The sequence below is a fragment of the Methylobacterium sp. Leaf118 genome, from assembly GCF_920984675.1.
Classification (GTDB): Bacteria; Pseudomonadota; Alphaproteobacteria; order Rhizobiales; family Beijerinckiaceae; genus Methylobacterium.
On record NZ_CAKLBV010000059.1, the window covers coordinates 15996 to 27609 of the forward strand.

The 11614-nt window shown below is 70.4% G+C and carries 12 protein-coding genes; 5 read left to right on the forward strand and 7 right to left on the reverse strand.

What is annotated here, in order from left to right:
• Window positions 1–28 precede the first annotated feature (28 nt).
• From LW587_RS19390 to LW587_RS19400, 3 genes are all read right to left on the reverse strand, one after another.
• Window positions 29–1576 carry a L,D-transpeptidase family protein gene (locus LW587_RS19390; protein ID WP_232631234.1) on the reverse strand — a complete coding sequence of 516 codons (1548 nt, stop codon included), beginning with the start codon at window positions 1574–1576 and terminating at the stop codon, window positions 29–31.
• A gap of 143 nt (window positions 1577–1719) precedes the next feature.
• Window positions 1720–2439 carry a DUF1796 family putative cysteine peptidase gene (locus tag LW587_RS19395; protein ID WP_442919172.1) on the reverse strand — a complete coding sequence of 240 codons (720 nt, stop codon included), beginning with the start codon at window positions 2437–2439 and terminating at the stop codon, window positions 1720–1722.
• A 28-nt stretch (window positions 2440–2467) separates the two neighbouring features.
• Window positions 2468–3430, reverse strand: a complete 963-nt coding sequence (locus LW587_RS19400) for an acetyl-CoA carboxylase carboxyltransferase subunit alpha (RefSeq protein WP_232631236.1) — start codon at window positions 3428–3430, stop codon at window positions 2468–2470.
• Window positions 3431–3623: 193 nt separating this feature from the next.
• On the opposite strand from LW587_RS19400, the gene LW587_RS19405 reads away from it, so the two are divergent.
• Window positions 3624–4409, forward strand: coding sequence for a 3-hydroxybutyrate dehydrogenase (locus LW587_RS19405; protein ID WP_232631237.1), 786 nt, complete (start codon window positions 3624–3626; stop codon window positions 4407–4409).
• 74 nt (window positions 4410–4483) lie between these two features.
• On the opposite strand, the gene LW587_RS19410 is transcribed toward LW587_RS19405, so the two are convergent.
• On the reverse strand, window positions 4484–4840 hold the full coding sequence (locus LW587_RS19410; protein ID WP_232631238.1) for a CsbD family protein: 357 nt from the start codon (window positions 4838–4840) through the stop codon (window positions 4484–4486).
• 134 nt (window positions 4841–4974) lie between these two features.
• The gene (locus tag LW587_RS19415) at window positions 4975–6384 is read right to left on the reverse strand and encodes a malonyl-CoA decarboxylase (RefSeq protein ID WP_232631239.1); all 1410 of its coding nucleotides are present in this window, start codon (window positions 6382–6384) and stop codon (window positions 4975–4977) included.
• Between the two features lie 271 nt (window positions 6385–6655).
• On the opposite strand from LW587_RS19415, the gene LW587_RS19420 reads away from it, so the two are divergent.
• Genes LW587_RS19420 through LW587_RS19430 form a run of 3 tightly spaced genes read left to right on the forward strand, consistent with a single transcriptional unit; the run spans window position 6656 to window position 9245 of the window.
• Window positions 6656–7975 (forward strand): VWA domain-containing protein, encoded by a 1320-nt coding sequence (locus LW587_RS19420; protein ID WP_232631240.1) that lies wholly within the window; start codon window positions 6656–6658, stop codon window positions 7973–7975.
• Window positions 7972–8574, forward strand: a complete 603-nt coding sequence (locus LW587_RS19425) for a TadE/TadG family type IV pilus assembly protein (protein ID WP_232631241.1) — start codon at window positions 7972–7974, stop codon at window positions 8572–8574. Before LW587_RS19420 ends, LW587_RS19425 begins: the two co-directional genes overlap by 4 nt.
• Window positions 8574–9245, forward strand: coding sequence for a TadE/TadG family type IV pilus assembly protein (locus tag LW587_RS19430; protein WP_232631242.1), 672 nt, complete (start codon window positions 8574–8576; stop codon window positions 9243–9245). The genes LW587_RS19425 and LW587_RS19430 overlap by 1 nt, the downstream gene beginning before the upstream one ends.
• A 39-nt stretch (window positions 9246–9284) precedes the next feature.
• Here the strand turns inward: LW587_RS19430 and LW587_RS19435 are convergent, their stop codons facing one another.
• Window positions 9285–9485, reverse strand: coding sequence for a hypothetical protein (locus tag LW587_RS19435; protein WP_232631243.1), 201 nt, complete (start codon window positions 9483–9485; stop codon window positions 9285–9287).
• Window positions 9486–9839: 354 nt separating this feature from the next.
• A complete protein-coding gene (cobD, locus tag LW587_RS19440) occupies window positions 9840–10799 on the reverse strand; it encodes a threonine-phosphate decarboxylase CobD (RefSeq protein ID WP_232631245.1) in 960 nt (319 codons plus the stop codon).
• Window positions 10800–10867: 68 nt separating this feature from the next.
• On the opposite strand from cobD, the gene LW587_RS19445 reads away from it, so the two are divergent.
• Window positions 10868–11614, forward strand: a 747-nt coding sequence (locus tag LW587_RS19445; protein WP_232631244.1) for a CobD/CbiB family cobalamin biosynthesis protein, incomplete at its 3' end; no start/stop codon positions are given.

Consider the following 11614-nt stretch of genomic DNA (forward strand, 5'->3'; position numbering starts at 1 on the left):
CCTCCCTCCGCCCGGCGAGGGGACGGCGTCAGTTCTTCAGCGAGCCCGTGGTCGTCACGGCCGCGTGCGGCTTGGCGGCGACCTTCGGCGCCGTGGCCTGGACCGGCTTGGCGGGCGCACTCGCCGCGGAGGCGGGCTTGGCGGGCGCGCTCGCTGCGGGGGCAGGCTTGGCCGGCGCACTCGCCGCGGGGGTGGGCTTGCGGGCGGGCGTCACCGGCTCCGGGGCGGGCGGGGCAGGAGCAGGAGCAGCCTGCACCGTGGCCGCCGCCGCGTCCTTGTCCTTGTCCTTCTTGCCGAAGACGTTGCCGAGCAGCTTCTGATAGGCGCTCGAATCGCCGTCCGCGTCGGCCACCGCGATCCGGGCGGGCTTGGCGGCGTCGGTCGCGGCCGGCTTGGCCTCCTCCGCCTTGGCCGGCTGCTGGACGGCGACCACCGTCACCGGCTTCTCCGTGGCCTTGCGGGCGGCGGCCGCCTTGGTCGGGCCGGGGGCATCGGCGGGCGCGGCCGCGAGCAGGATCGGCTTGCCCTTGGCGTCGACCTCGACCTCGCGCGGGCCGAGGGCGAGGCTCTCCGGCCGGCTGATCTCGCCGAGCTGATGGCGGCCGTAATCCGTCGCGGCGTAGGCGAGCTCCTTCTCCTTGTCCTTGTCGGACTCGGTCAGGCTCGCGAAGGTCTTGGGGGCCGGCTGCTGCGGCCGGAAGACCGGGTTCTGCCCGCCATCCTCGTAGACCACGCGGGTCGCGGGCGTGCCCTTGGCGATCAGTTCGGCGACCTCGCGGGTGTCACGCTCGCGCTTCTCGGCCACCAGGGTGTCGACCCGCGGGGTGCAATTGCCCGCCGCCACGTCCGCGCCGCCGAACACGTATCGGGCGCCGCAGGCCGCCACGCGCGGCTCATCCTTGTGGACCTCGAAATAGTCCGAGCCCTCTTTGAGGTTCTTCCAGAACGGCGCGTTGGGGTCGTTGCGGAACTTGGCGACGTTCGCCGCCGTCATCCGGAAGGGATAGGACTGGAACTGGAACGCGCGCTGGCCGCCGTTGAAGGACTCTCGGGCGATGGCGTAGATCTCCGACATCGTGGCGTCGGTCATGGCGAAGCAGCCCGACGACGAGCAATTGCCGTGCACCATGATGTAGTTGCCGGTCCCGCCCTTGGCCCGGTCGATCGCGTTCGGATAGCCGACGTCGAAGGACAGGTAGTAGCTGGAGTTCGGGTTCATCTGACCCGGCGTGATCGTGTAGAAGCCCTCCGGCGCCTGCCGGTCGCCCTGCTTCGTCTTGGGGCCCAGCTGGCCCGACCAGCGGCAGATCGGGTAGGTCTTCAGGAGCGCGTACTGGCCGGTGCCGGTCCGCTTCCAGACCTCCATCTCCGATTCCTTCTTGAAGGCCCGGATCAGGATGGGATCGCCCTGGCTCATGCCCTTGGTCTGCATGAGCGCCAGGGTCTTGGGCGGGATCGGCGTCTGACTGCGGGTCGACGCACCGCCGAGCATCCCGCTGTCCTGGCAAGCGCCGAGACTCGTCAGGGAGATCGCCAGAACGACGGCCGCAGCCGCCGCGAACGGACGCACAGCCATGGGGAACCGGTCCTCGACATCATTCGCCCGCCGGACTTCAGCCCGTTCGCGGACGCCACTCCCCAACCCCATAGCTCCGGTAAACTTACCCGGGCCTTACCACAAGGCGCCGCCGCATTCGGTCGGCGAGTGTTGCCAAAGCGCTACGGTTCCCGAGGAAGTGCCGCCTGACCCCGGAGCAGGGCGATCACGAAGGCGTCATCCTCCGGGTCGGCGAAGCGCAGGCCGACGGAGGCGGTGAGGGTCTCGATCCTGAACCAGGCCAGCGTCCCATGACGGGCGATCTCGGACGCCGCCCGCCGCCCCGCCTCGGGCACGAGCTGGAGCACGGTGAGGTGGCTTCCCGCACAGCGCGCGGCCAGGCGATCGTGGATCGCGGGGACAAGCCCGGGATCCAGGGGGAGGGCGGTCATCAGATAGAAATGGTTTCGTGCCGCCGGCCGGTCGAGGGCGGTGCGCAGGCGCCGGACCCCCTCTTGGAGAAAGCGGTAGTCCCGCTCGCTGGTCGCCGGGTCGTGGTGGTTGAAGACGAAGGGAATCGCGTAGCGCTCGCCGTAGAGGCGGTGGCGGCAGCAGGTCTCGTCGGACGCCCGGCGCTGGGGCAGCGGCGTGCTCTCGTACTGGTCGCGGTCGAGCAGGGCGGCGAAGTCGTCGGCGAGGCAGTCGTGGACCATGCCCGGGCAGGAGAAGATCCAGTCGAACGGGCCCGACCACGTGCGGAGACCCAACGACTTCAGGATCTGCGTCATGTGGCAGTGGCTGCCGAGGGAGACGTGATTGACGGCGCCGGGCTCGCGGGTGTCGCGCCGGGGGAGCCGGCGGCGCAGGCGCTTGAGCAGCCGCGCGACCGGCACGGTCGTCACGCCCGGGAACGGTCCGGCCAAGGCCGGTTCACAGCTTGCGCCCGATATCAAGGAACTTCTGAGCCCGGCGGTCGCGGATCTCGTCGGGGCTGAGGCCGTCGAATTCGGCGAGCGCGCGGGCCAGGGCATCGCCGGTGGCGGCGAGCGCCGCCTCGCGGTCGCGGTGGGCGCCGCCGGTGGCTTCCGGGATCACGGCGTCGATAATGCCGAGGCGCAGCAGGTCCTGGGCGGTGATCTTCATGGCGGTGGCGGCGTCGTGGGCCCGGCCCTGGTCGCGCCACAGGATCGAGGCGGCGCCTTCCGGCGAGATCACACTGTAGATCGCGTGTTCCAGCATCATCACCTTGTTGGCGGTGGCGATCGCGATGGCGCCGCCCGAGCCGCCCTCGCCGATGACGACGGCGACGTTGGGCACGCCCAGCGCGAGACAGGCCTGCGTCGAGCGGGCGATGGCCTCGGCCTGGCCCCGCTCCTCCGCCTCGATGCCGGGAAAGGCGCCCGCGGTGTCGACGAAGGCGAGCACCGGCAGGCCGAAGCGGTCGGCGGTCTCCATCAGGCGCACCGCCTTGCGGTAGCCCTCGGGCCGGGCCATGCCGAAGTTGTGGCGCAGCCGCGCCTCGGTCGTGGCGCCCTTCTCCTGCCCGAGCACCAGCACCGGCCGGCCGCGGAAGCGCCCGAAGCCGCCGAGGATCGCCTCGTCCTCGCCGAAGGTGCGGTCGCCGGCCAGCGGCGTGAATTCCTCGATCAGCCCCGCGCAGTAATCGACGAAGTGCGGACGCTGCGGATGGCGGGCGACCTGGGTCTTCTGCCAGGGCGTCAGCCCGGCATAGATGTCGGCGAGCGCCTGGGCGGCCTTGGCCTCGAGGCGGCCGACCTCCTCGCTGATCGCGACGGCGCCGTCGCGCTGGGCGAGCGTCCGCAATTCCTCGAGCTTCGCCTCGAGTTCGGCGACCGGCTTTTCGAAGTCGAGATAGGAGCGCGTCGCCGCCATCGGAGGTGGGTCCAGTCCAATTCGGGTCCGCGGCCCCGCCCGGCGCGGTGGGGCGTGATGTCGGGAAAGCCGGCGCGGGTGTCAACCATCGCGGCCCGTCAACGACCGCACTGCAGCGGCGTCGACTTCGCCCGCGCCTTCGGGCATGTCCGTGCCGAACTGCACGCGCGGAGCGCAACGGAAGAGACGATCCATGAGCCTCACAGGAAAATCCGCCGTCGTCACCGGTTCCACCAGCGGCATCGGCCTCGCCATCGCCCGCGGCTTCGCCCGGGACGGCGCGAACGTCGTCCTCAACGGCTTCGGCAAGCCCGAGGAGATCGAGGCCACGCGCACCACGATCGAGAGCGAGTTCGGCGTCCGGGCGGCCTATTCCCCCGCCGACCTGACGAAACCCGACGAGATCGGCGGCCTGATCGCCCTCGCGACCGAGACCTTCGGCAGCGTCGATATCCTCGTGAACAATGCCGGGGTCCAGTACGTCTCGCCGATTGAGGATTTCCCCCTCGAGAAATGGGACCAGATCATCGCGCTCAACCTCTCCTCGGCCTTCCACACCATGCGGGCGGCGATCCCGCACATGAAGGCCAAGGGCTGGGGGCGGATCATCAACACCGCCTCGGCCCACTCGCTGGTGGCCTCGCCCTACAAGTCGGCCTATGTCGCGGCCAAGCACGGGATCGCGGGGCTCACCAAGTCGGCGGCCCTCGAGCTCGCGACCTTCGGCATCACGGTCAACTGCATCTCGCCGGGCTATGTCTGGACGCCGCTTGTGGAGAGCCAGATCCCCGACACCATGAAGGCGCGGGGGCTGACGAAGGAGCAGGTGATCGAGGACGTGCTGCTGAAGGCCCAGCCGACCAAGGAATTCGTCACGGTCGATCAGGTCGCCGCGCTCGCGGTGTTCCTGTGCGGCGACGGCGCCAGCCAGATCACCGGCGCCAACCTCGCCATGGATGGCGGCTGGACGGCGCAGTAGCGCCGTCCGCCCGGGCGCCGCGTCCCGGTGGCGGGCGCCGGAGCCCCCGCGCCGGGACGAGGCCGGCGCCGCACTCAGCGGCGCGAATGCAGCAGCAGGGCGAGGCCGTAGCCGACCGCGCCCGCGACCAGCAGCGCCAGGAACGGGCTCTCGCCGACCTGCGTCTCGACCCGCTCGCGCCCGTCGCGCAGGTAGGTGCCGCCATGGCGGCTCACCCGATCGTAGGCGTCGTTGGCGTAGTCTCCGACATCGTCGGCCACGTCGCGCACCGCGTCCTTGGCTTGTCCGTAAAGCCGCTGCGCGCGGCCCTCCGCCTCGCGATAGCGGCCCTCGAGCGAGTCCCGGTCGGAGCCGGCGGCATCGCCGACCGCGCCCTGCACCCGGCCGCCGACATCCTTGGCGGCGCCGACGATGCGATCCGTGTCAACCATGGTGGCACTCCCTTTTGTCGTGCGTCCCGCCGCGTATGGTGGGGTCGGGCGGGCATCGGACAGGCAACGCCCGAGGCGCGGATCGGTCCCGCGACGCAGCGAAATAGCGCGGCCTCGGACGAATCGGGCGCGGGTTACGGCGCCTCCGCCAGAACCACGGCCCGGGGCGGCGGGAGGTTCGAGCGGAGTTCGCGGCTGACGGACGAGGCGGTCGAGACCGTGCCGAGATTGGCGTAGGTCTCGTGGTTCTTCTCGATGGCCGAGAGGTCGTAGAGATAGTTGACCATCAGCCCGTAGGATTGGCCGAGGCCCTTCTTCGAGATGTCGCCGAGGAAGTTCAACCGCTCCAGCCGGGCGCCGTTGCCGAGGTGGAACCGGGCGACCGGGTCGAGGGGGCGACCGCGCTCGTTCTTGGCCCGCAGGAAATAGGCGGCCGCCGCCGGCAGCATCGCCCGCCGCACCGCCTCGCAGGTCGCCTTGTCGTCCCGCCAATCGGCCCGCTCGAGCAGGCGCAGGGTCTCCACGTCTTCCTGGGTCAGCCCCTGGGGCGCGTCGGCCCGGCGCTCGCGGTCGAGCCAGGTGCGGAAGCCCGGCACGGGCGAGAGCGTCACGAAGGTCTTGAGGGTTGGAATCTCGCGGGCGAGATCCTCGACCACCTGCTTGATGAGGAAGTTGCCGAAGGTGACGCCGGCCAGCCCCTTCTGGCAATTCGAGATCGAGTAGAAGATCGCGGTCGTGGCGGCGCGAACCGGCACCGGCTCGCGGTCATGGGCGAGGATCGGCTGAATCGCGGAGGCGATCGTGCCCGTCAGCGCGACTTCGACGAAGATCAGCGGCTCGTCGAGCAGAGCCGGATGGAAGAAGGCGTAGCAGCGCCGGTCCGGCGGTTCGATGCGGCGTCGCAGCTCGTCCCAGTCGTCGATGGCGTGGACCGCCTCGTAGCGGATGATCTTCTCGAGGATGTCGGCCGGCGTGGACCAGTCGATGTGGCGCAGCACCAGGAAGCCGCGGTTGAACCACGAGGCGAACAGGTGCTCGAAGTCGCGATCGAGGCTCGCCGCGGCATCGAGCGCCGCGGCGGTGGCGCCCTGCTCCGCGAGGCGGCGGCGCAGCACGAACAGATCCTCGCGCATCCGCACCAGCGCGAGCGTGCCGCCGCGGGCGAGGTTGAGGCGACGGATCAGCTCCTGCGAGCGCGGCTCGGCCGCCTCGTGCAGCACGCCGAGCCGGGCCCGGGTCGGCTCGGATCGATAGGCGGCGATCGCCGCCTCGACGGCGTCGTGGTCGGCGCCGAACTCCGCGGCGACGAGGTCGAGGAAGACGAGGCGCTCCTCCTGCGGCAGCACGGCATACCGGTCGAGGATCAGCCGAGCGAGGGCGACGCCCGAGGCCTCGCCACGGCGGGAGATGAGGTCGTCGCACAGCTTGGCGAGATCCGCGGCGCTGGCGGCGCGGGCGAGGTCGTTGCGGCCGAAACTGATGAGATCGCGGCCGCGATCGCTGATCGTCTGGATGAGATCGCCGAGGAACGAGATCGCCGCCATGCCCGACAGGCCCCTGCACGCCGGGCCGGCGCCCAGAGCGGGCGGCCAGCCTTGGCCGGAAGGTAGGGCCGCGGGCGGAGCTTCGCCAGCGCCCGCCCCGGGCCATTGCGCGTCCGCCTTTCGCGGAGTCGATCAAGATTCCGATAACCCGATCGCCGTTGAAAACCCGTTCTCGGGGACGGGGCCGAGTCTCGAAGAACTCCTTAAACATTTTTCAATGCGAAGCCAATACAGGTCGAAAATCGGATTTCACAAAATCTTCGGCGCCGCCATGACCGACCTCAACAGCAACCAGCGTCTGCGCAGGGACGAACAGGGTTCTCTCCCGATCATCCTCGCGCTCATGATGGTTCCGCTGGCCGGTATCGTGGGTGGGGCTGTCGATTTCGGTCACGCCATCGCCGAGCGCACCCGGCTCAACACCGCCCTCGACGCCGCGGCGATCGTCGCCGCCAAGGCCGCTCAGGATGCGGACGCCGCAGGCAAGACCGATGCCGAGATCAAGTCCAGCGCCGAGAAGGCGGGCACCGACTACTTCAACGCCGTCAAGAACCTGCCGCCGAACTCCGTCCCGACCATCACCGTCGCCCTCAAGGACCGCTCCGCCAACGTGACCGCCGGCTACACCTCGGCGATGCAGACCACGATGATGGGCATCCTCGGCTACAAGACCCTGGCGATCGCCGGCAGCTCGAACTCGACCGTCAGCCTCTCGCCCATGGTGGACATCCACCTCTTGATCGACGTGTCGGCCTCGATGGCGATCGGCGCCACCGCCGCGGACGTCGCCACGCTCCAGACCCGATTCGGCTGCGCCTTCGCCTGCCACGACGGCGCCGCCGTGACCGACACCATCGTGACCGGAACCGGCAAGTACAAGAAGACCACCTACAAGAACTACGCCGACTCGTTCGACTGGGCGCAGCAGAACGGCGTCACCCTGCGCATCAACGAGATCAACAAGGGCATCAAGGATTTCGTCAGCTGGCTTGAGCTGCAAACCGTGACGAACAAGCGCATCCGGATTGCTGTCTCGACCTTCAGCAACGATCTCACTCAGCTGGTGCCGCTCACCAAGACGCTGAGCGAAGCCCGCAACGCCGTGCCCAATACCCCGAGCGCGTCGAGCACCACCGACGGCGGCACCCATTTCAGCGACGTGATGCCGACCTTCGCCAAGAATGTCGGCGCGGGGGGCGACGGCACCGCCACGCCCAAGAAGCTCGTCATCATCGCCACCGACGGCGTGCAGGACCCAAACCGTCTGTGGAGCCATAGCGGCTACGAGTGGATGCGACCGCAGGTGCGCCCCTTCGCGCCGGCCGATTGCCGCAAGCTCGATTCGAAGGTCTCGATCGGCGTGCTCTACGCGCCCTACATCAACCTCTCGCCCGATTGGGGCTACCTCGCCACCCTCGGCCAGCCGAGCCAGGTCGGCGGCAAGGGCACGCGCTTCGACGACATCGTGCCCCAGCTCAAGGCCTGCGCGACGGCGGAGAACCTGTTCATCGATCTCTCGACCAAGACCTCCGTGGGCGACGCCTTCAAGGAGATCTTCAAGCTCTTCACCATGGTGAGGCTCTCGAAATGAGCCGTCCGGACCGCACGCCCGGCGCGCGCGCGCGCGGCTTCGCCCACGACGAGCGCGGCGCCTACGCCATCGAATTCGCCTTCTTCGGCTCGCTGCTGCTCGCGATGATGCTCATCCTGATGCAATACGCGGTCGTGCACCTCGCACGCCAGAACCTCGACACGGCCCTGCAGACGGCGACCCGCTCGCTCCTGACCGGAACGTTCCAGAACGACAACATCAAGTCGACCGATCAGGCCGCGATCCTGGCGAGCATGCGCAAGCTGATGTGCGAGGGATCGCAGTCGCCGGCGGTGTTCTTCAGCTGCGCGAACCTGAAGGTCGACGTGCAGGTTTCCACGACCTTCGACAACAATCTCTGGAACGCCTCCGCCGTCGATCCCAAGAGCGGCGACTGGGCGAAGGGGTTCGGCGCGACCTACAAATGCCCGAGCGCGCAGAGCATCGCCGTCGTGCGGGCCGGCGTGAAACTGCCGCTGCTCGCCCCGCTCTTCATCAAGCTCGGCATCGACAGCTTCGGGGACGGCGCCGCCATGCTCCAGGCGGCCTCCGTGTTCCGCGTCGAGCCCTATCAGTCCGCAAACCCGGCTGCCTGCTGATGGACCGCACTCCGCTCCGGCTCTTCCGCCGCTTCGCCCGCCACGAATTGGCGCGTCGCGAATTTGCGCGTCACGAATCCGGCGTCGCCACGCTCGAATTCGCGATCATCGTGCCGGTGCTGCTGACCCTGCTCTACGGGGTCGCGGAATACGTGAACGCCGCCGACAACCGCAACAAGGTCGCCAACCTCACCCGGACGCTCGCCGATCTCACCTCCCAGAACCAGGAGGCGAAGATCCCCGTGAAGATGATGGAACTCATCATGGGCTCGGCGAGCCCGATCCTCGCCCCGTTCCCGGCCGCGAGGGCGTCGATCCAGATCTCGGCGATCGGCATCTACAAGGGCAACAAGGCCTATGTCTGCTCGACCTGGCCGGCCACCTCGACGACGCGCAAGGTCGGCAAGGACGCGACCCTCGTGATCCCGACGAACTTCCAGCGCGAGGGCGCCCGCTACGTGCTGGCGGAAGTGACGATGCCCTACCAGCCGCTGTTTTCCACCGTGCTCGGCCGGCTGATGAAGACGGTCAATTACACGTTCCAGTGGTCGGAGAAGGTCGAGTGGCCGGTCCGGGGCGGCTCGTCCTGGGCGCTCGGCCGCGATGCCGAAGTCGTGATCCCCTCCGGATCCACGTGGACGGAGTGTCCCGATCCGACCAAGGTGAGCTGACCGCCCGCCGCCGCCCCCTCGCGCGGCGCGGAAGGCGGCTCAGCGCGACGCGGGCGCATCGGCGAGGCAGGCGGTATCGGCACGCTCGCGCCAATCCTCCACGCCATGGGCCCGGGCGAAGCGGATCTCGGCCGCCCGCAGGGCCCGCTCCGGATCCCGCGCGCGGGTGATCTGCACCTGGCCGACGGTGAACGGGACTCCGAGGATCTCCTTGGCGAACTGGATGCAGTAATTCGACATGCACGGCTCCATCGTGGCGTGAGGCACGGTCCCGCCCGGAGAGACCGCCCCGCCCGCGGCCGACCGGCTCCCCGGAAGCCGGATGCGGGCGGGGGCTTGCGAACACAGCCCCTTTTCGCGCACACGGCCACAAGACGTACTGGAGACATATAGGCAACGTCGCCGCGCATGCCAGCGAGGCACCCGCGCGCAGGCCCGGCGTCGCGCCCATCTCCATGGGGACACAATACGCAAGGCTCGAGAAGCATCTCCCATACCAGCAGGCAGGGTGGCGGCCGGGCCGCGCGCAACCTCCGCGGCTATGCGGCCGCGGGCCTCTTCGCCGACCCGTCTGGCCCCCGGCAACGGGCGCCGTCAGCGGAGAATGCGGGAGAGCCGGCACCACGCCGCCTTGTCCGGCGGCAGGCCGAAGCGCAATCGCTCCGGGTCTTCCGCGAAGCGCCGCACGAAGATGCCGGCCTCGCCGAGACGGCGGAACAGGCCGGGCCCGTCGGCGAAGGCGGCGGTGCGGAACAGGCAGGTGCCGCCCACCGGACGCCCGCCCGCCCGCGCGATCATCCGGTCGAGGCGCGCCGCGTCCCGCGCCCGCGCCGCGGCGGCCGCCCGCCGCCAGTCCGTATCGGGCAGGGCCGCGCAGCCGGCGGCGATGGCCGGGCCCGACACCGCCCAGGGACCGAGCGCGAGTTCGAGGCGTCGGACGAGAGTCGGCTCGGCGAGGGCGAAGCCGAGGCGCAGGCCCGCCCATCCATAGGTCTTGCCGAAGGAGCGCAGGACAACGAGGCCGGGGAAGGGCGCGGCGGGCGCCTCCTCCGGATCCAGATCCGCGAACGCTTGGTCGAGCACGGCGAGCCCGCCCGGCGCGATCGCCTGCAGGAGCGCGTCCGGGTCGAACCGGCGGCCATCGGGATTGTTGGGGCTCACGGCAACGACGATGTCGGCGCCCGCCGCCGCCGCGAGGTCCGGCACGGACGCGACCGCGTGGCCGGCCCGGCCCCAGGCGGCGGCGTGCTCGGCATAGGTCGGGCCGATCACCGCGACGCGCGAGCGGGGACGCAGCCGCGGCAGGGTCTCGATCAGGATCTGCGTGCCGGGCGCCGCCGCGACGTGATCGGGCCCCGGCGCACCGTAGGCGACGGCGGCGGCGACCTTCAGCCGGGCGAGGTCGGCGGGGGAGGGCAGGCGGTGCAGGACGCTGGCGTCGAAGGGCAGCAGCGGGTAGGGCACCGGGTTGATGCCGGTCGAGAGGTCGATCCACGGCTCCGACGCGTGCGGAAACAGCCTGCGGGCCGCCGCGAGGTCGCCGCCATGCACGATGACGTCCGCACTGGCCTCAGGCCCTTCGCCCTCCACGCCGACCCGTCCCTTCCCGATCCGCAGCGACGATGCCCTGGACCGCCCTGACCCATCCGCCGGACACCCTCGGCCTCCTCGCCGTCGCCCTCGCGATCGAGGCGGCTTGCGGCTATCCGGACCGCCTCTACAGGGCGCTCGGCCACCCTGTCACCTGGATCGGCCGGGGGTTCGCCCGGCTCGATGCCGGGCTCAACCGCGGCTCTCAGGGTGCGCGCCGGCTCGCGGGCGTTGCGGCGCTCGCGCTGCTGCTCGCCACCGTGGCCGCCGCCTCGCTCGCGCTCGCGGCGCTGGCGGGACTCGCGGGCGAGACCCTCGGCATCCTGATCCTCGGGGTGCTGGCCGCGAGCCTGCCGGCCCAGCGCAGCCTGTTCGTCCATGTCAGGCAGGTCGCCGCGGCCCTGCGCCACGAGGGGCTGCCGGGGGGGCGCCGGGCCGTGTCGATGATCGTGGGCCGCGATCCCGACAGCCTCGACGAGGCCGCCGTCTGCCGGGCGGCGATCGAGAGCCTCTCGGAGAACTTCTCCGACGGCATCGTCGCCCCGGCCTTCTGGATCGGCGCGGGCGGGCTGACGGGGGGCGCGCTCTACAAGGCGATCAACACCGCCGACAGCATGATCGGCCACCGCACCCCGCGCCACGAAGCGTTCGGCTGGGCCGCGGCGCGGCTCGACGACCTCGTCAACCTGCCGGCCTCGCGGCTCACGGCCCTGCTGCTGATCGCGGCGGCGGCGCTCCAGCGCGACGCCTCCGCCCCGGGCGCGTGGCGGGCGATCCGG

Excerpts from the sequence above, each read along its gene's own strand:
- LW587_RS19425 (WP_232631241.1), top strand. The coding sequence starts at position 7,972 with ATGAGCCGTCCGGACCGCACGCCCGGCGCGCGCGCGCGCGGCTTCGCC.
- LW587_RS19435 (WP_232631243.1), bottom strand. The coding sequence starts at position 9,485 with ATGTCGAATTACTGCATCCAGTTCGCCAAGGAGATCCTCGGAGTCCCG.
- LW587_RS19415 (WP_232631239.1), bottom strand. The coding sequence starts at position 6,384 with ATGGCGGCGATCTCGTTCCTCGGCGATCTCATCCAGACGATCAGCGAT.
- LW587_RS19430 (WP_232631242.1), top strand. The coding sequence starts at position 8,574 with ATGGACCGCACTCCGCTCCGGCTCTTCCGCCGCTTCGCCCGCCACGAA.
- LW587_RS19390 (WP_232631234.1), bottom strand. The coding sequence starts at position 1,576 with ATGGCTGTGCGTCCGTTCGCGGCGGCTGCGGCCGTCGTTCTGGCGATC.
- LW587_RS19405 (WP_232631237.1), top strand. The coding sequence starts at position 3,624 with ATGAGCCTCACAGGAAAATCCGCCGTCGTCACCGGTTCCACCAGCGGC.
- LW587_RS19420 (WP_232631240.1), top strand. The coding sequence starts at position 6,656 with ATGACCGACCTCAACAGCAACCAGCGTCTGCGCAGGGACGAACAGGGT.
- LW587_RS19400 (WP_232631236.1), bottom strand. The coding sequence starts at position 3,430 with ATGGCGGCGACGCGCTCCTATCTCGACTTCGAAAAGCCGGTCGCCGAA.
- LW587_RS19410 (WP_232631238.1), bottom strand. The coding sequence starts at position 4,840 with ATGGTTGACACGGATCGCATCGTCGGCGCCGCCAAGGATGTCGGCGGC.